13 protein-coding genes and 2 pseudogenes are annotated in these 20238 nt (G+C 43.5%); 2 read left to right on the top strand and 13 right to left on the bottom strand.

Features of this window, described 5'->3' with window-relative positions; translation table 11 throughout:
* Nucleotides 1–44 precede the first annotated feature (44 nt).
* The 4 genes from ACQY3F_RS12045 to ACQY3F_RS12030 form a co-directional block, all read right to left on the bottom strand.
* Nucleotides 45–416, bottom strand: a complete 372-nt coding sequence (locus ACQY3F_RS12045; RefSeq protein WP_428355093.1) for a PilZ domain-containing protein — start codon at nucleotides 414–416, stop codon at nucleotides 45–47.
* Between the two features lie 2 nt (nucleotides 417–418).
* A complete protein-coding gene (locus tag ACQY3F_RS12040; RefSeq protein WP_428355092.1) occupies nucleotides 419–1042 on the bottom strand; it encodes an FHA domain-containing protein in 624 nt (207 codons plus the stop codon).
* Between the two features lie 290 nt (nucleotides 1043–1332).
* A complete protein-coding gene (locus ACQY3F_RS12035) occupies nucleotides 1333–2592 on the bottom strand; it encodes an HlyC/CorC family transporter (RefSeq protein ID WP_428355091.1) in 1260 nt (419 codons plus the stop codon).
* Between the two features lie 621 nt (nucleotides 2593–3213).
* A complete protein-coding gene (locus ACQY3F_RS12030; protein WP_428355090.1) occupies nucleotides 3214–5859 on the bottom strand; it encodes an efflux RND transporter permease subunit in 2646 nt (881 codons plus the stop codon).
* 83 nt (nucleotides 5860–5942) lie between these two features.
* On the opposite strand from ACQY3F_RS12030, the gene ACQY3F_RS12025 reads away from it, so the two are divergent.
* Entirely contained in the window at nucleotides 5943–7304 is a 1362-nt protein-coding gene (locus ACQY3F_RS12025) for an IS1380 family transposase (protein WP_428352972.1), read from the top strand.
* A gap of 230 nt (nucleotides 7305–7534) precedes the next feature.
* Here the strand turns inward: ACQY3F_RS12025 and ACQY3F_RS12020 are convergent, their stop codons facing one another.
* The 4 genes from ACQY3F_RS12020 to ACQY3F_RS12005 all read right to left on the bottom strand — a co-directional run bounded on the left by ACQY3F_RS12020 (nucleotide 7535) and on the right by ACQY3F_RS12005 (nucleotide 10926).
* Nucleotides 7535–7855: an efflux RND transporter permease subunit gene (locus ACQY3F_RS12020; protein WP_428355088.1), complete on the bottom strand. Its 321-nt coding sequence runs from the start codon at nucleotides 7853–7855 to the stop codon at nucleotides 7535–7537.
* Between the two features lies 1 nt (nucleotide 7856).
* Nucleotides 7857–9224, bottom strand: a complete 1368-nt coding sequence (locus ACQY3F_RS12015; protein ID WP_428355087.1) for an efflux RND transporter periplasmic adaptor subunit — start codon at nucleotides 9222–9224, stop codon at nucleotides 7857–7859.
* Between the two features lie 201 nt (nucleotides 9225–9425).
* Nucleotides 9426–10091 carry an alpha/beta hydrolase gene (locus ACQY3F_RS12010; protein WP_428355085.1) on the bottom strand — a complete coding sequence of 222 codons (666 nt, stop codon included), beginning with the start codon at nucleotides 10089–10091 and terminating at the stop codon, nucleotides 9426–9428.
* 16 nt (nucleotides 10092–10107) lie between these two features.
* Nucleotides 10108–10926, bottom strand: coding sequence for a DsbA family protein (locus ACQY3F_RS12005; RefSeq protein WP_428355084.1), 819 nt, complete (start codon nucleotides 10924–10926; stop codon nucleotides 10108–10110).
* Nucleotides 10927–11528: 602 nt separating this feature from the next.
* On the opposite strand from ACQY3F_RS12005, the gene ACQY3F_RS12000 reads away from it, so the two are divergent.
* Nucleotides 11529–13232, top strand: coding sequence for a SulP family inorganic anion transporter (locus tag ACQY3F_RS12000; RefSeq protein WP_428355083.1), 1704 nt, complete (start codon nucleotides 11529–11531; stop codon nucleotides 13230–13232).
* Nucleotides 13233–13702: 470 nt separating this feature from the next.
* On the opposite strand, the gene ACQY3F_RS11995 is transcribed toward ACQY3F_RS12000, so the two are convergent.
* From ACQY3F_RS11995 to ACQY3F_RS11975, 5 genes and pseudogenes are all read right to left on the bottom strand, one after another.
* Nucleotides 13703–13804, bottom strand: a complete 102-nt coding sequence (locus ACQY3F_RS11995; RefSeq protein WP_428357678.1) for an IPTL-CTERM sorting domain-containing protein — start codon at nucleotides 13802–13804, stop codon at nucleotides 13703–13705.
* A gap of 9 nt (nucleotides 13805–13813) precedes the next feature.
* A pseudogene (locus ACQY3F_RS11990) lies at nucleotides 13814–16081 on the bottom strand (Ig-like domain-containing protein); the annotation flags it as partial.
* 342 nt (nucleotides 16082–16423) lie between these two features.
* Entirely contained in the window at nucleotides 16424–17500 is a 1077-nt protein-coding gene (locus ACQY3F_RS11985) for an IS91 family transposase (protein WP_428352924.1), read from the bottom strand.
* Nucleotides 17497–18404: pseudogene (locus tag ACQY3F_RS11980) on the bottom strand (tyrosine-type recombinase/integrase). Before ACQY3F_RS11980 ends, ACQY3F_RS11985 begins: the two are co-directional and overlap by 4 nt.
* Nucleotides 18405–18477: 73 nt before the next feature.
* Nucleotides 18478–20004: an Ig-like domain-containing protein gene (locus ACQY3F_RS11975; RefSeq protein WP_428355082.1), complete on the bottom strand. Its 1527-nt coding sequence runs from the start codon at nucleotides 20002–20004 to the stop codon at nucleotides 18478–18480.
* Nucleotides 20005–20238 lie beyond the last annotated feature (234 nt).

Raw genomic sequence — 20238 nt, 5'->3', positions numbered from 1 at the left:
TTTGGAGGAGTAATAAAGATACAAAAAACAGGATTTTTCTAGGATTAACCGCAATGCATTAGCGCAATAAGCTCTCGATCTAATAATGTGATGTTAGCCTGGTTTAGCTCAACAAAATGGCTTAGCGCGGAGATATCGTCTAAATCCATATGCTCGCATTTAAACCCCACTTCATTATCGACTACATGGCTAATGGATAAGTTCATAACGATAGGTGTAGTCTCTGGCAACTCAAGTGTCAGGGTATAGAGTGATTCCAGGTCATGTTGTTCCCAGGTGTTTTTAAAACCTAATAAGCAGCCCTGCAGGGAAATATCAATAAGCTCACACGAGTATTCCCCATCATCATAACTCAATAGTGGGCAGGCTTGATCAAAAATGAGCTGGAATTGCTGCAGGTCTTTATTTGGGGTCATGATCATTTAATCCATATAAATTGTATGGGAATATCGTTAAGTAAAATAATATCGTTATTTTTTAGCTGTATGCTGTGACTAGCCAGTAGGGTATTGTTCAGCTTTATTCTATCATTTGCTTCAAGTACAGAAACAAAATATCCCTCTTTTCGCAGAGTAATGACGATGATACCAGAGCCTTGATGACCCATACGGGTCATGCTTTTATTGAGTGGAATAATATGTCCGATATGTTTGCCTGTCATAATCTGCAAACTGGCAGCAGGTTGTTCAATGTGCTTTGACGAGTTGTTTAAGTCTGTTGCTTTAGAGTTAGGTTGAGCTAGTGTCGTTTTATTTTCATCGGGATTGTAAATGATTTGATGCTTGCCTACAGTAATGATGTCGCCATTTTTTAAGCGGTGCTTATTATGGCGTTTGCCATTGATGATAAGTGGGAAGTTGGCATTAAGCTGTTTAATAATCGTTTCGTTATCACGCACGATAACAGCTGCATGCGCGGGTGCAAAAGCCAGGCTATCAATAGCCAGGTCATTGCTTTCATCGCGGCCGATATGAATAACACCTGATTTAAAAAGTGCAGAGAATAAAGACTCATCCCTAAGAAAAACACTAAATTTTGCCATTATTTCGAGTAATATTGATGCCCGATTTCAAACTGAGGTATTTTTAGTATAGACAAGTTTAAGCGCAGTTGCTTAAAATCTGTGTGTTTTTTATCTCTTTAGCGAGGTCAATTTATGCAATTGCTAAAAGGTAGCTGTTTGAGCTATTTAGGCACCTGGAAACACACATCATCCAACTTTGCTGGTCTTTTTTTCCGTCATTAGCATTGTAGCAATAGTTACGTAGCCAGCTATGTGCCTACTGCTACAGCACTAATGACAAACAAAAATCCTGCCCAAATATTGGACGCTTATTTATTTCCAGGTGCCTTAGCTAGAAACTTAACTTGGGTAATTGCATGTTTATTACGCGTAATAATTTCCAGGTGTTTATCATGCATCATTAAGCTCGTTCCAACCTGAGGGATAGTTTCCAGAAACTCGATAATTAAGCCGTTAATAGTTTTCGGACCTTCGGTAGGCAGGCTCCAGTGAGTAATACGATTGAGTTCACGGATGGTTACGCTACCGTCCACAAGGTAACTACCATCTGCAAACTTTTTAACATCAGCTTCCTCAGTCATGATTTCCCCTACGATACCTTGTAAGAGGTCATCCATGCTTACTAGGCCTTGTACATCACCATATTCATCAACCACTAAGCCTATGCGTATTTTGTCGATCTTGAAGCTTTGAATTTGTTTGTGTAGTGGAGTGGTTTCCGGGGTGAAAAAGGGGGTAATCAGGTTATTGGTAATATCTTGTTTACTAAATTTCTCAGTATTAAACAGCTGTGTAAGAATAGTTCTAAGATGTAAGAAACCTATAACGCGGTCGATGCTCTCTTTGTAAATAGGAATACGGGTATGCGGGCTGTTTTTAAGTTGCAGCACGATATCTTCAATCGGGTCTTCTATATTGATACCGATAATTTCATTTCGAGGCGTCATGATATCCTCGACAGTCGCACTTTCCAGATCAATAATTCCGAGTAAAATATTTTTATATCTATCCGGCATAATCGAATCGGTCTCAGCAACAATGCTTTTTAGCTCATCCTTATTAAGCGTTGCTTGGCTATGTTCGGCAGCCTTAATACCAAAAATGCGCAGTAAGCCATTGGCAATCAAATTGACAAACCAGACAATGGGGTAAAACAGTTTTAATAATGGGGTATAAATCCAGGAGGCAGGAAATGCGATTAATTCAGGCTTAAGAGCAGCCAGCGTTTTCGGCGCGACTTCAGAGAAAATTAGTACCACAAGCGTCAAAATACCAGCAGCTAAAGCGATACCTTCATCTCCCATAAGGCGCATGCCGATAACAGTTGCCAGAGAAGATGCCAGAATATTAACGAAGTTATTGCCTAGTAAGATAAGCCCTAGCAGTCTATCAGGGCGTTTTAATAAGCGCTGAGCTTTTTTTGCGCTTTTATGCCCTTGCTTTACCAAGTGTTGCAATCGGTAACGATTGAGGGTCATTAGCGCTGTTTCTGAGCTTGAGAAAAATGCGGATAAAAGTAGTAAAGCGGCGAGTACACCATAAAGTATACTAAGAGGAATGTCGTTCAAAAGGGGATATTTTGTTAGTTAAGATGAGTATAGTTTCTATGATGCAAAAATATTGTCAAGTTTCAGTTAATAAAATGCATGATATACGCTTCCTTATAATCTTGACTACATTATATTATTTATCTAACTTAATGATATGTAGTCATTATATTTGTAGTTATCTATATCTGTCATTCGGGCTGCTTTAGAAAAAAAACGCATTAGATACGTGTTTTTGGAAGCCAATTTTAATAATTCAGCTAAGTTCAAAGAAAAAGGGCCTGTCACTGTTAAGTGTTGAAAATATAACTCATAACTTTTGAGAGCTTGATTTGGCCAACTTTGAGTTGTATTTCATCGCGAGCTTAAGGTGTTGAAAAACTAAGTTTTTTTAAAATCCCACACTTAGCGGTGACAGAGCCAAGAAAAAAAATGGTTTCCAGAAATTCATTTTAAAAACAGTAATCTGATCGCTATAGAAAAGTTTAAATAGCGGTATTATTGCTAATTTTTACAACACCCAAATCTTCCAGAATGGTATACAAACATGGCACCACAAAAAGCACCAGAAGGGTAGAACTAAGTATGCCAAAAACAATACTGGTCGCCAGTGGAATTAAAATCTGTGCTTGTGGACTTTGCTCAAATAATAGGGGGTGTTAAACCGACAATCGTGGTTAATGAAGTGAGCACCACGGCTCTAAAACGCTCACCACTTGCTTTTGCGGCGGCCTGGTGGGGTGTCATTCCTTCATTGATATGTTGTTTGACGAACTCGACCAAGAGTATGGAGTCGTTGACCACGATACCGGCCAAAGAGACAAAGCCTAATAAAGACGGCATAGTAATATCCAGCCCCATAATCAGGTGGCCAAAGATAACACCAATAAAAGCCAGAGGGATATTGGCCATGACTAAAATGGGCTCGGAATAAGAACGAAATTGCAGGCTTAGCAGCGCAAAAATCCCGATGAGTCCCATTAGCATGCTTTTACGCATGGAGTTTCGGGTTAAGGGACCTTCCTTTACTTCACCTTCAAAATGGATGCTGATATCGGGGTGTTGCTGTTTAAATTCAGGCAGAAATGTGTTTTGCAAATCCTGAAAAATTGCCTGAGTATTATTCACTTCTGCATCTATATCGCCATAAATAGTCACGGCGCGTTGCGCATTGATACGCTGAATACGTGAAAAGTCGCGGGTAGCTGTGATTTCAGCGACATTTACCAGTGGAATCATATGCCCCGATACGGGGTGAATAATGGGGAAGTAATCAAAGTCTGCCAGTTCATCTTTGGAGGCATCATCCAGCTTAACGATCACTTCATACGTTTCTAAATCGATGGCACTTTCCAGTACTTCAATTCCCTGATAAGCCGCGCGTAACTGGGTGGCTATTTCCTGTGCAGTCAGGCCCAATGCGAAAGCACCGGGTTTTAGATTGAGGGTAAATTCAGGTTTTCCGGGGCGCAAATCATCCATTAGATTACTAACCCCGGGGTAACCCGCCAACCAGTTTTGCAGTTGGTGGGATGCTGTCGTAAGACTGCTGAGGTCATCGCCCTGCAAGCGTATATAAATAGCACGTCCTGCCGGGCTAATAACAGGCTCTTTAATGGCAATATTTAAAGCTTCGGGTACAACGCCCAGGTGCTTACGCCATTGCTCGGCTATTTGGTTTATTGACTGCTCACGTTGCTCGGCAGTGAGTAAATCAACGCTCACAGTTGCCAGATGCGCGCCGCCTTCAAAGGCATCAGCATTTTTACCATAATGTACGGTCATACCCTTGATAAGCGGGGTTTGATAATCGCTTTGATACTGGGTGTTAACGGCTTCTATGCTGCTAGTGATTTTGTCTAGGGTGCGCTGGGTTTGAGCTAGTGAACTACCAACGGGCATTAGTACCCGTGCCTGTAAAAGGTCACCTTCGACATTGGGAAAAGCGGAGAATTTAACGATGCCAGAGACTAATAAGCTAACCGACAAGATAAAAACACCGACCACTGAACCGATAAATAAATAGCGGTAGACAATCAGTTTTTTTACCCAGCCATTCACCTTAAGATGAAGTTTCTCGAAATAGATGAGGAATTGCTGACGAACTCTTGATGTGGGTTTTTCTGAAGCATGCTGTAAGGAATGCTGCAAATGATGCGGTAAAATAAAAAAAGCTTCCACCAGAGAGATCGTGATCACGGAAATTAATACCGCAGGAATGGTATACAGCAATTGACCAATATCGCCAGATAGGAATAATAAACCGGTAAAAATACACAGGGTGGTGATATAGGAAGAGAGCACGCCATTTTTTACCGCCATCGTGCCATCTATAGCGGCTTGTACAGGCGTTTTACCTAATGACATATGCTTGCCGATGCTTTCACTAATGACAATGGCGTCATCCATCAGAATACCCAGCGCCAGTAAAAGTGCAACCATCGAGAGCATGTTAACGCTAATTCCCCACTGGGCTAATATAAAGGCGCTGGCGAGGAAAGACACGGGGAGCCCCATGACCACCCAAAATGCATAACGGGTACCAAAAAACAGCCACATTACCGCAAAGACCAGTAATAAACCTTGCCAGGCATTACTCACGAGCAGTGCAATACGGTCTTCAACAATACTGGTAAAGTCTTGCGTTAAATTGAAAAAAACCTGCTCGGGAAGGCCTAGCTGTTCTCGTTTAATAAAACCTTTGACCTGTTCTAAAATACGCAGGCTATCGTCTTGCGAGTTCTTGCGAATTTTTAGGAACGCCGTGGGCATATTATTATAAGTTGCCTTATCTTCGGCTTTCTCAAAGCTGTCAATAATCGTGGCAATATCGCCCAAGCGTACTTCATTGCCATGCTCTCCGCTGATAATAACTAATTCTTTTAACTCAGTAGGTGAGCGGCGTTCATCATTGAAGCGAATTTGATAGTCACGCTCAGCCGTTTGAATTTCTCCCGTCGGTAAATCCAGATTCTGTTGGGCGATGATATTGGCCACAGATTGCAAACTGATCCCATATAAGCGGAGTTTATCTTGTGCAATTTGTACCTGAAACTGACGTTTAGAGAAGCCTTCAATACTAACCAGTGGAATACCAGGTTCGCGTAGCATACGTTCCTTGATGCTTTCGGCCAGGTCTTTTAATTCCGGTTTGGGTATATTGGCACTGAGTGCCACAGTGACCACGTCCTGGGTACGCCCCAGTTCTTTAATTATCGGCTCTTCGCTATCATTTGGGAAATTCTCAACTTCATCAACAGCACTACGAATATCACCTAAATCCTGCAAGCATTATACATAATAATCCACAAAACTCCTTATTAAACAATGATATAATATCATTTTCCTGATTTCACTATCTCATTGTTTTAATGAAGCCCTCTAAAGTATCAAAATCCTCATCTCACGTAAGAAACCGTACCCGAACGGTAAAAATGACATCTACAGCACATGGATTGACAAGCCAGGCGGGACTGATTCCCGTCGTGAAATATTTAGACAGGATAGGTTTTGAAAAAACCGTAAAACAAAGCGTTCCACATCGGCGGGGTGAAAATGCAGACCATCACTTATCTGATGTGGTTCTATTGACGTTGGTTGGCATGATGGGGGGAGCAACATCAATGGCAAAGGTGACGACCGTATGGGCAGATAGCGTACTGCGCAAAGTAGCTGGCTGGATAAAGATTCCTGTTGAAACCACAATTTTACGGATCTTTAAAGAAGTAAGTGATAGGCAGATAAGCCAGTTTGAAACGCTCACGCATACTTTGCGTGGTCAACACTGGCGGCGATTGCTTCGTTCCGGAAAATCGAAAACTGGCATACAATCCGTCCAGTGGGTCGATGTCGATTCAACTGTGGACACCGTTTGTGGTCGACAAGAAGGAAGTGCCAAAGGCTTCAACCCCAAAAAGAAAGGTGCCCGTTCATACCATCCACAACTCGCTTTTCTAGCGGAAACAAAAGAAATTTTACAAGCCTGGTTCCGGACAGGCAATGCCTTTACAAGCAATGGTGTTGTAGAATTTACCAAACAGTTACTTGCACACTTGCCCAATCGGATGCGCATTATTTTTCGCGGTGACAGTGGTTATTTTGTCGGTGATTTGCTTGAATTTCTCGATACCAGAGGGCATGGGTATCTAATAAAGGTTAAACTTAAGAATTTGAACGCATTGCTGGCCAAACAGGCCTGGACAGCCATACAAGGCCGACCCGGTTGGGAGCAGAGCGAGTTTCAATATCGTTGTGGTGGCTGGTCTCGCTCTCGTCAGTTTGTCGCGGTCAGGATAAAGCAACCTAAACAAGTGACAGGACCTCAGTCCGAGCTTTGGGATACGGCAGAATATGACTATTTTTGTTATGTAACAACTGAACCTCTATCGCCTTGGCAAACACATAAGAAGTATGGTGAACGAGCGACGTGCGAAACATGGATTGAAGAAGCAAAATCACAAATGGGTTTAGGTAAAATCAGAACGAATCAATTTCTGGCTAATGCCGCATTATTTCATTGCGCCGTTCTTGCCTACAATACCGTGCGCTGGATGGCTCAATTGAGTGGCAACAAAACGTTGTGCCAATGGGAGCCGGATACACTTCGTACTTATCTGATTCGGGTGGCTGGAAAATTACTCACAGGCAATAATCAGCTGAGAGTCAGAACACCTGCAGATCCGCTCTATCCACAGGAATGGGATGATTGGGTTAAGGTGGGGTTACTCGCTTAACATTAACCGAAGTTAAGTCACTTTGATTAAAAGGTCATGGCACGTTGGCAGGGTGTTTATTGCCTTGGGCTCGGGGGATATCCATACGATACAAAAAATTTCCTCTATTTATGATTTAAATCTGGATATTTTGATCGGTTGGACAAAGAGGGCTGGCAAAGCGGCAGTAAAAACCTAATAACCACTTAGCTAGACAGGTTAATGAGAGTCAAAATATGGGCTTGCAGGATTTAGGTATCATTATTAAACTGAACGAAATCGCCCTGTTCCTGCATCTTAATAGTCGCCACTGCCATAGACTGACGGGATTCACAGCGCATTTCATCTATATAACTGGTGCCATCAATGGTATTTTCTAAGGGTTTACATATTTTTTGCTCAATTTCTCGTGGCGTTGCACCGGGGTAGACAACTTTGACTTCAATTTCGTAGTGCTCAATTTCAGGAAACGTTTCGCGTTTCAGTGTCGGTAATGTGACTAGGCCAAGAATAATCAGCAAGCCCATTAATAGATTGGCGGCAGTGGGATGCAGGATAAAATAACGAATCATGTTATTGCTCCTTTGCCCAATCTGCAATGGATTGTTGTAGAGCTGTTTCTAGCGTTGTTTGAACTTGCATGCCTGGAATGGCAGGAAAGACATCGGAGACTATTAGCATTTCTCCTTGCTGTAAACCGGTGCTTAATAGCACCATCTTTCCTTGAATCTGCGCATTTTCGACCGGGCGACGTTCCAATTGGTTGTGCTTGTTGACGATAAAGATTTGGTTTTCATGCAGTGCATCACGTGGCAAAACATAGAAAGTTTTGGCTTTGCCCTGTAGGATGATTTCGGTAAACATACCTCGCATTAATGGCGGTTTAGTGCCAGGAATTATTTGTGTGTAGGGGTTGTCGACACTGACGATAACACCCAGAGTGCGCGTGTCTGGGTCAAGCTGGCTACTTATGCGTTCTACGTTTGCCTGCCAGAAAGGAGAGTCATTACTGGCAAGGCGAACTTTTGCGCTTAATCCCAGCTGCTTAAATGTATCGACTGTAAAACCCGAGGTAAAGGCTTCTCTAAGCAACGCTTCCTGACCTTGAAAATCTTTTGCCAACATTCTGAAATGCTGAAGAGCAAACTGAGCGTTAATCAGAATTTTATCGGTGGTTTGTGCGCTGTACAGTAGCGCCCCTTTATTAATATATTGATTTTCATCAACGGAAAGTTTCGAAATACGGGCATTAAAGGGTAGAGTGATTACCGTACGGTCTAGGTTGCGCTGTTGCGTATTAACTAAAGCGAGAGAGTTTTCCAGGTTTGCTTTTGCATTCGCTAATTGTTCAGGTAACGTTATAAGCTGGTTATTAAGATGTTGTAATTCTTGCTGTAATTGCAGAACCTTAACTTGCTGACTGTCACGGCTGGACTTAGAGACAGACTGTTTTCTGGCTAAAGACTGGATGCGCGATAATTCCAGTTTAACTAATTTAATTTTTTTCTTAACGATTGCAAGGTCTGCCCTTAGATTGCTCTCTTGTAAATGAATTTCTCTGATTTTTGCCTGATGACTAGCGACTGTAGCCTGAGCTTGTTGTAATGCCAGTTGGTAATCATCCGGCTCGATACGCATGATTACGATATCTTTCATCAAGATCGAACCATTGCGTAATTGCGGATGCACATAAATTATTTTACCCGAAATTTCAGCCTTGGCGTCCAGTAGAATATCAGGTTCAACTGTGCCAAAGCCTCTGATCGCAGGTCTTACTTCATAAGCCTTGACCTCGATAACATTGACCGGGGTTATCAGGCCGGCACTAGGCTCGTGTTGCATCTTGGGTTGCAATTTAACCAACGCAACAGCAACAATCAGACAAGCAAGCAGTGCGATAGGAAAATATCGGCGTAGGGTGAGATTTTTAAAGAGTGACATAGGTATATTTCCCATTCTTGCTCCCACGCTCAATGCGGGAATGTATTTAGAAACACTTCAATGTTTCGGGGCAGCGATACGATTCTCGTTCCCAAGCTCTGTTTGGGAATGCATGCAAAATAAGCTCTGCTTATCGAGATCACACAGCCGAGCTATTCTTCCACGTATTTCTAGGTAGAACGAGGGAACGCGGTGTCTGGCTTAAAAAACACGATTAATAAAATGTGAAATATCGATAATTTCTTCCAGGCAAAGTGAATGTTGCATCGGGTATTCATGCCAGCTAATTGGGTAATCCATTTCCTGTAAACGTTTAAAGGATTGTTTGGCGATTTGTGGGTAAACCACTGGATCCATGGTGCCGTGCGCCATAAAGATAGGTGTGTCATTATTGCTAACAGCACGTTCTGTTTTTAGCTGTTCAGTCGTTGGCATATAAGTTGATAAAGCCATAATGCCTGCTAACTTTTGCGCAAAGCGTAATCCTGTGTGTAAAGCAATGACGCCGCCTTGGGAAAACCCGGCCAGCAAGATATTTTCGGCTTTAATGCCTTTATCAATCTCACCTTGAATGATTTGTTCTAATAGTGCAGAGGATTGATAAATATCATCCACTGCAACTTCCCGATCCAGAGATGCTTCGAGTATGTCATACCATGAGCGCATTTCCATGCCACCATTAATCGTAACAGCTTGAACCGGAGCATTTGGAAATATAAAATTAATATGCTCAAGATTATCAATGCGCAGCTCTGGAACAATGCTTTCGAAATCATGACCATCTGCCCCCAGGCCGTGTAGCCAGATAATAGAGTAGAGTGGGTTGGAGCTTGCGGGTATTTCTACACAAGTGAGTTTTGCAGACATAGTGACTATCAGTAAGTTATATTAGGTTTTTATTATATATGTTTTTACGTTGCGCTGCTTGATCCAGAACAGCCTGCTTTTCAGCGTTATCACAGTATGCCCAGTTAGTTATTTCATTAAGCTGACGAAAGCAGCCCAGGCAAACATCCTGATCATTTAAGCGACAGTCACGGATGCAGGGAGACTCAACAACATCATTCTGATGACTGTTAAGCCGTTGATGGATTATATCGAGTGTTGGACTAATCACATTGTAGTCAATTGGAATTGTATAAGTTTCAGAATCTAGAGCTAAGCGCAAAGAGGGAAATGAATTCGCAACTAGTTGCTGCGAAAAGTGTCTATGCTCAGTCAATTTGAGATTAATTGCCATGCTCTGTAAGTCTTTGCTAAATTGATTGCTATTAAGGCCTAATTGTCTAGCACAATCAATTAGGACTTCGTTTAATGATGGGTTTCTAGCGTTCTGGTAATAAGCCTGCTGGATTGCCTGTCGCATGGGTTTAGCATACTCGGGCGCTTGATTTGTCGCTGCCAGAATTGCGCGGCAGGCGGAGTAAGTAGAGCGGTAAGGTGTATTTTTTGTCCAGAAATCAAAATTAAAGTGCACATTTGCGACTGTCTCTTCTATTTGTCGCCATGCAGATTGAATCATTGCCTGTGTTTCTATGGGCATAGGCGTTTGCGTGTCAGCTGCTAGCCCTCCCAGTATAGCTACAAAATGTAGTTCATCGGGCAATTGTTTCTGTAATGCTTGCAGGGATTGTTCATACGCATAGCACCAGCTGCACATAGGGTCGTAGATATAATAAAGCGTATTATTTTCGGTGTGCATGCAGTGTTGATTTAAACATCATTTAGTGGTGAGTACTGTTCATTCGATTATCCTTGAAAAATCAGTTGAGCACGAATTTATAGCGCAAGATACTGAATTAATGTCACACTTTCAAAAAATTTTAGCTTCACCCATAGCTTAAGCGGACATTTTTTGAAGTGCGGTGGAATCAAGAGCTTGTGCTAGAAACCGTGAGCAACTGATTTTTTTAGGATTATACATTGTGAGGTAAACATGAGTAGCAAGGAATGGCAGACTAAGTACCCAAACATAATTAATTTAACAAATTTTACACAGAATTTTTTTTCATTTTCACTGCGCATACACGGTGCATAGCAGGCTACGCAACTCTTTATGCAGCGCTGAAAATGAGAAAAAAGACAAGTAAAATGTTGGATTAATTATGCTTGGGTACTTATATATTCTGGCGGTGAGAAAAATATTTCATATAAGGTTATATAGGGTAAAATTCATGTACTAATTAGATAGTATTGATACCCTGAGTCGTTCCGCTTTAGACAGTCAATTTCTGAATGACTACGGGTGCTATTTTTTATTTAGGAGGGGCTAGGTTTCTCCTGTTAAATTTAACGAGAGTATTAATGAATAATAACAAATTAATCGATATCTCTAATTTACGAGGAGATTTTTTCGGTGGAATAACCGCAGGTGTGGTGGCTTTACCTCTGGCTCTGGCCTTTGGTGTGCAGTCGGGTATGGGTGCAATCGCCGGCATCTACGGAGCGATTGCGCTGGGAATTTTTGCTGCCTGGTTCGGGGGTACTAATACTCAGATCAGTGGCCCTACCGGACCTATGACGGTAGTTTCAGCGGTGGTGATTGCTACCGAAATTGAATTGCATGGTAGCCTGGATGCCGCACTGGGTACGATTATCGCTATTTTTCTTTTGGCAGGACTGCTACAGATTATTTTAGGCATTTTAAAAGTAGGTCAATATATTCGCTATATGCCATATCCGGTAGTCTCGGGATTTATGAGCGGAATTGGGGTGATTATTATAGTTTTACAGATATTTCCATTTTTAGGGCATGTTTCCCCGAAAAAAATACCGGATATCTTTGCTGAAGTACCTAATATTTTGCCGATGGCAAATTATGAATCGGTAGGGCTGGCAGTGGCAACCATCGCTACAATTTTTCTTTTTCCTCTGCTGACCAGGCTAATCCCCAGTGCTTTGGTTGCGCTCGTTGTCTTAACTGCCGCTTCTACCTTTTTGGGGCTAGATGTTGCAATTATTGGTAATATCCCCGAGGGCTTACCGGCATTACATTTGGATGCTCTGGATCATATCGATTTTAGCGATCCCATGCTGATTATTATTCCAGGTCTTACCCTGGCTGCATTGGGCACGATTGATTCTCTGTTAACTTCTATAGTGGCTGACAATATGACTAAAACCCAGCATAACAGCAATAAGGAACTGGTGGGCCAAGGCATAGGTAATATGGTTGCTGCTGTTCTTGGTGGTATTCCAGGTGCGGGTGCGACAATGCGTACGGTGATTAACATTAATTCAGGAGGTAAGACTAAATTATCGGGTGTTATACATGGTGTTGCCTTATTATTAGTCTTAATCGGAGCAGGGGCTTATGCCAGGTTGATTCCCTTGCCGGTTTTAGCAGGTATTTTGATTACTGTGGGTATCGGTATTATTGATTATAAAGGTCTAAAGCATATATTTCATGTCCCTAAATCAGATGCCGTTGTGATGCTGATCGTGTTGACGATGACGGTGTTTGTTGACTTATTGCAGGCCGTTGCAGTCGGTATGGTGCTGGCTTCAGTACTGTTTATGAAAAAAATGAGTGATATCGTGGAAGAAAAAACTTCCAGTAATTCGGCTGATGAGTTGGCGCGTGAAGTTGCCTGGATGGATGAAGCTGAATTAAGTGATGATATTTTGAAGAAAATATATATTAAGCATTTTGATGGCCCGATTTTCTTTGGATTTGCCTCCAAATTTCAGGAAATCAGTCGGGCTTTTCCTGAGGTTGATGTGGTTATTATGCGTATGAGAAAAGTACCTTATATAGATCAATCAGGTATGTATGCTATCGAAGATGCGGTGATGGCTTTAAATAAAAAAAATGTTTTGGTACTGGTGACAGGTATACAGAAACAGCCTAGGGATATGTTGAAACGGATTGGTATTGTTCCAGGGATGATAGCCGAGCAGCATTTGTATGAAGATTTTGATAGTTGTGTAGAAGAATTAAAATCTGGTGAGGTGTTTAAGGATGTACAGGAAAAAGAAGATTATGTATGGGAGCATATAACGCGGTAATTATGAGCAGAAATAGTTGAACCAGCTTCCAGTTTGGCACTTCACTGTCATTTATTAAGCCCATATTCCTAGAGGGCGCAGTGCTTTAGAGGCTGTGAAAGTATTCAGCGTAGGCTGGGTTGAGGTACGAAACCCAGCATAAATGTGAGTTAAGTTGTTGATTCTGTTTTGCGTTACCTCAACCCAGCTGTGTAACTGCATTTTTTATAGAGGCTAGGTAAGCCATTGATTGTTGAGGTTCGCAAGCTCACTCCAAGCTACGGAACTTTAATCATACCCGAACCTTTGTGTAGCCCGTATGGAGCGTGCGGAATACGGGAAAGTGGGTGCACTGCTATTCCTGTATTACGCAAGCTTCATACAGGCTACATTCTGATAATTTTAAAACAGAATAGAGTGAGCTTAAATAACAGGGCTATGCGCCCTGTATTCCGACTTTTAGTCGCCAAGCTCTTTCAGCGGGTGGTTGTTTATTTCCTCCAGTACTGAAATCTTCCCGCAACAGATAACATTAATAAACTCAGCAATACCACCGCCCACTGGCTCAGCGTAGGGATCGGTTTTGCGGGCACTGGCGCGGGGTTTAGACCCGAACTGACATTAAGAATTATGGCGACCTGAACACTTTTGCTGTGATTGTCTGTCCCGGCAATAATGAATTGGTCTTTGCCGGTATAACCAGGGTCTGGCGTATAGGTGAAGCTGCCATCTTTGTTCAAATGTAACGTCCCATGCGCAGGTCCTGAAATCAGAAGCGAATTAATCAGGTTGTTATTCAGATCGGTCGCTCCTGTTAATACGCCTTTGTGTACGTCAATTTGCAGTGCCGTATTGGGTGGTACTATGTGGTTGGTCGGTTGAACAAGGGGGGCCTGGTTCAATGCATGTACGGTAATTGATGCTGTTGCCACATTACTGTCTGCATTGCCATCACTTGCTTTGTAAGTAAACGTATCTGAACCTGCATATCCAGGATCTGGCTGGTAGGTAAACCCTCCGTCTGTCAGTACATGCAGTGAACCATGCTGAGGCTGACTCAGGATAATCATTTGTAATGTATTACCATCCGCATCGGTATCATTAACCAGTATGCCGTTAGCGGCACTTACCTGCAATGATGTGTCGGTGGCTATACTGTACTGATCATCTTTAGCCACGGGTGGATGATTAGTGAAATGCACGTCGATCCCCACTGTGGCGATATTGCTAACAAGTAAACTGTCTCTTGCCTTATAGCTAAAACTATCATGTCCGGCATAGCCTGCTGTGGGTGTATATTTAAAACTACCCTCTTTATTCAGCTGTACCGTGCCATGTTGTGGTTGGGCGACAATCATTGCTAACAATACATCTGCATCCTGATCTGTATCATTACTCAATACCCCAAGGGCTGTGCTAATCTGTAATACTGTATCACTTGGGGTGCTGTAGTTGTCATCCCCTGCTAACGGGGCGTGGTTAGTATGATTAACATGCAGGGTAACGGTCACGATCTGGCTATTTAACTGACTATCACTGGCCAGATAGGTATAGCTGTCGGTCCCCTGAAATCCTGGCGCAGGCTGATAAGTGAAGCCACCATCTAAATCCTGATGCAGCGTACCATTAACCGGAGAATTCTGGATAAGTACAGTAAGAGCGTCTCCATCTACATCCAGATCATTCACCAGCAACCCACTATTGGCCGGAATGGTCAAAACACCGTCCTGAGCAAGACTGTACACATCATCTGTCGCTAATGGTGGACGATTGGCATGATTAACCGTCAGATTAACCGTTACCGGCCCGCTATCTGCGCTACCGTCATTGACGGTATAGGTAAAGCTGTCAGGGCCACTGTACCCAGGTGTCGGCGTATAGTTAAATGAGCCATCCAGTTTTATTTGCAGGGTACCATGACTGACGTTAGTCGGAATATTGGTGGCTAACAGAGTATCTCCATCGACATCCAGGTCATTCACTAACAAGCCATTGGCTATCGTAACGCTCAACACGCCATCTTGTGCGACCGTATAGGCATCGCCATTCGGTAGTGCGGGATGGTTATTATGGTTTACAGTAATAGTGACGGTTGCCAGGTTGCTATCAACCTTTCCATCATTGGCCTTGTAGGTGAAGCTATCTGTCCCCGAAAACCCAGTCACGGGTTTGTAAGTGAAGCTACCATCAAGGCTCATATGCAGAGCACCACCACTGACGGTTGAACCTAGCGTTACCCGCAAATTATCAGCATCGGCATCGTGGTCATTCTTCAACAGTCCGCCCGCAAGCGTTACTTTTAGAAAACCATCTTCCCCTACAGAGTAGGAATCATCGGCCGCAACCGGTGCGTCATTGACGGCATGCACGTTGATGGTAACAGTAACATCTGCACTTGCTGCCACACTATCAGAAACCTGGTAGGTAAAACTATCGCTGCCATTGAAGTTTAGATTCGGCGTATAGATAAAGCTGCCATCCAGGCTTAAATTAACTTGACCATTGGCGGGTGAGCTGGTGATAAGCGCATGTAATATATCCCCGTCGAGATCGGTGTCATTGGCCAGCACGCCATTCGCGACAGCCATGTTAATCGGGGTGTCCTCTTGTGTGCTATAGCTGTCATTTATGCCCAAAGGCGCATCATTGAGCGCATGAACCGTTAAATTAACAACAGCAAGGGCACTATCCAGCTTGCCGTCGTTGACGTGGTAGCTAAAGAAATCAGTGCCGCCAAAATTGGCATCCGGCTGGTAGCTAAAAGAACCATCGGGATTCAAATGTAATAAGCCATGGGTAGGTGGTGAATTCAGTTGAGCGGTCAGCGCATCGCCATCAGGGTCACTGTCATTAGGCAGCAATCCCTGGCCAGCATTGACACTTAACGAATAAGGTTAGATTGTGATCGCGAAGCGAGCCACAATCTGAACCGTTTGTTGGACAAGCCCGGCACGATAGTAGGAATTCATTTAATGCGCTCTATGAAAATAGCTTTTTGTTGATCAGCCCGACTGATGAATCGAACCTCTGTTTTTACCTGTTTAACTGAACTTTGAGCGTTGTCCATTGCAGTCAACTCTCAAAGTCCAAGTATCGGAGCAAAATTCTGCCTTAATCTCCGATTTTAGCCCAAGCAACTCCCTCAGCATTTAATCCGCTGATAGCCTGGGTCGAAGTGTTTAAATTTACATAAGCGCTAGTGATTCCAATTGTTAAGTTGGCAAAGGCTGAAACATTATTTCCACCCTGGGTATTTGCCGACGCCCAACAACCATCGCCCCGCCACAACATTTGCAACTGAATGCCGGCCGTACTTTGAGTGCACGCAATATCTTCGTCGGGTCAAACTTTAGCAGGGAGTGAATCAACTTAATAACACCCTTGCTATTCGGATGTAAAAAGCCATAATTGCGCGCACGACGAAAGCCTTTAGGCAAAACATGTTGCAGCACCAGCCACAGAAATTTAGCCCCCGATACCGTTTTGGTTTGATAGCGTTTGGTTTTGCTGTCTTGATAACGGTAGGTTACTTTGCCATTTTGGCAGGATAAGATATCCTGTTCACGAATCACACCACGATACAGGTATCGACCCAGATATATCAATGCTTTATCGCCTGCACCGACAAACTTACAATCGACCACCCATTTTTCCGGAATAGCTGTGGGAAATGGCAACTTTTCTTCGTTCATACGCGCTAGCATCTTTGCACGAAATACTTTTGCTAGTGCTTTATGATGAAACAGGTATTTGCCTTCCTTAGTGCGCCAGAGCTTCTTGATTTTATCCACGATTGCCGCAGGCATAATGACATGAATATGCGGATGATAATTTAATTCGCGTGAGTGTGTATGTAAGACAGCAATCGCCCCGGCATCGCCTTGCAACTGCTTATCATTTTTACTAAAACTCTGTAAAGTCGCCCAGGCACAGTCAAACATCATACTGTAAAGTAACCGCGGATGCTGCCTGGCTAACGACCTTAACTGCGCAGGTAAGGTAAAGGTATTCATAAAATAATCAGCAGGGACTTGTTTTTGTACCTGTCGTTCAATCCATTGTTGACTCTCATGATGTTGACAATGCGGGCAGTTACGCTGGCCACAGGAATGAGGCACAAAGGTTTGATAGTCACAGTCTGCACAGTTAACCTGCATCACAGGACTCAGCTGTGTCCGACAGCTCTTCATGGCATGTAATGCACTGATCTGATTGGAGCGTAAACGAGATTGATACTCGCTTAAAAAGTCAGACTGAAATTGATCAATCACTGCAGCTAGGGTTATCATGAAATCTGCCCCCAGTGAATAGAAAAGTCATTGACTAACTGATTAATGTGCAGCTCTGCATTCTCATCGGTAATATCGGTCAAATGCGTATAGCGAGCCGTGGTTACTAAACTGGTATGGCCCAGAATCTTCTGCAACTCAACTAAATCAACCCCGGCTTCTAACAGGTGAGTGGCGTAACTGTGGCGCAGCGAGTGGCAGGAAATCTTTTTTTTAGTCCCATTTCTTGCGTCACAAGACGGATTGTCTTCTGGATGCCACCGCGATCAAGGGGGGATTCAGCAAGATGTGCACCTTTTAGACCCCGGGCACGGTTGGGAAATACCAGCACTGGATTTTTATGCACAGCCCAAAACTTACGCAACACCTTCAAGGTATTCACAGGCAAAGGCACAAGCCGATCCTTATTGCCTTTGGCATTGCGAATATGTACCCGCATGCGTGTCGCATCAATATCACCTACTTTCAGGCTTAAGCCCTCGCCCAAACGTAAACCTAGACTGTAAATCGTAAAATAAAAAACTCGATAGCTTAGATTACGGGTCGACATAAACAGTTGTTGTGCTTCAACCACAGTGACAATATCGGGTATACGCGTACATCGTGGTGGTTTAATCATTAGCACATCAACCCACGGCTTTTGTAGCACATGTGTATAGAAAAACTTGAGACCATAGAGATCTAGTTTCACGGCACTCCAGGAAAGGCGGCTTAAAAGAGCATGAAAATAATCCACCAGTTGATCTTGCGTTAAGTTATCCAGATGCCCCTGAAAGTGTTCCCCGATACGGCGAATAGCGCGTGAATAAGCGTCAATGGTTTTGGGTTGCAGTCCCTTAAGCTTTAAATGCTTACAGTGCTGGATATAATAATGGTTGAATTTAAGCTCTATCGATGGTGTCATAACAGTGTAACCTCATTATTGTTAGTTGGATGAGCTTACAAGTTACCTGTTATGCATATAACAGGCAATGAGGTTACACTTTAAATTTAAGGGATGCGCTGTTTTTCTCCGCGATAGCGGCTTCGTCCAACAAGGTGTCTTCAGAGGCTGTATAGCTATCGTTAGCCGCAAGCGGTGGATCGTTAACGGCGTCAATGCTCAGAAGCACCGTGACGGTGTTACTGTCAAGCTGGCCATCATTTGCCTGGTAGCTAAAGCTATCCGTGCCGTTGTAGTTAGCTGCAGGAGTGTAGTCAAAGCTGCCGTCGGTATTCAGATGCAGAGTACCGTGGCTGACATTAGAAGCCAGCTTGACGGTTAACTGGTTATGCTCGGGATCGACATCATTTTTAAGTAGTCCCGTTGCCGCCTTCACACTAAGGCCGGTATCTTCATGCACGAGATAAGCGTCCGACATCGCCACAGGCGGGTCATTAACCGCTGAAACACGGATAGAAACCGTCACAACGCTGCTGTCAAGCGAGCCATCATTGGCTTTGTAGGTAAAGCTATCGGTGCCATTAAAATTAGCATCGGGCGTGTACTTAAAACTACCATCTGACTGTAGCAGCAGCAGACCATGGCTCGGAGGGGTGACGCTGACCGCGGTAATAGAATTGCCATCGGCATCTCTATCATTATGCAATACGCCTGATAAGGCAGAAGTGTTGAGCTGCGTATCTTCTTGCGTATTATAGCTATCAACTTGTGCAACTGAGGGATCATTGACATCGGAGACAATAATCTGGACTGTCGCAATATTGCTGTCTAGATGTCCGTCATTAACTTTATAGGTAAAACTATCCGCACCGTTGTAGTTGGCATCCGGGGTATAGACCAGGCTCCCATTTGCGTTTAATGTAAGGCTACCGTGAGCAGGGTCAGCAACTTTGCTGGCCTGCAAGGTATCATGTACATCCGTGTCACTGTCATTACTCAAAACGCCAGAGGCTGGCAGCTTAAGCGGTGTATCTTCAATAGCAGTAATGAGATCATCTTGAGCAACCGGCGCATGATTAATGTGGTTTATTGTGATAGTGACCGTTACGATGTTGCTGTCACGACTGCCATCATTGGCTTTATAGGTGAAGCTGTCAGAACCTGAAAAGAACTTCGTTGGAGTATAGATAAAGCTGCCGTTCGATGCCAGGTTAAGTGTGCCATTGCTGACATCCGTCACCAGTATTGCGGTTAAAGGTTTACTGGCAGGATCGTGATCATTGGCTAAAACGCCCGCGGCGGCTACAGTCACTGTTCCATCTTCAGGCACAGAATAAGTATCAGCTGATGCCGTCGGGGGCAGAATCGCATAGTCTTCTACCTCACCATCGCCCGCACCACCTTCAGCACGCTCATCCTTTGCTGTGCCGCCTGAGTCAGATAAATTGGTACGCGTCAGTCGAAAGCGGGCATATACCGGTGTCCCAGGATTTAAAACGGGATTAATAGCATTCCATGTTAGTGTGACTGTAGATGTACTGTTAACCGTTGCGGTAGCGGCTTCTGCAGGCTGAAAAATGCCATCACTATTAAAATCTATCCAACCATAGAGATTAGCCACACTACCGGTATTGTGTACAGCAACATCAACCGCATAATTACCTGCAACTAATTGTGGAAAACCAGAGACAGATTGTTCATCATTATTGCCATTATTATTATCACCGACCGCATTAGCCTGCGAATCTTGTGTGCCGGGATCGGCATCAGGTTTGATGCTGCCTAAATAGAGATCAGGAGAATCTGCAATCGTAGCAAAATTAGTAAAGCTGGTGGCAGGATCATATACCTTTTG

The organism is Methyloprofundus sp., assembly GCF_965251085.1.
GTDB lineage: Bacteria > Pseudomonadota > Gammaproteobacteria > Methylococcales > Methylomonadaceae > Methyloprofundus.
This window is presented reverse-complemented; position numbering and strand designations above follow the sequence as displayed.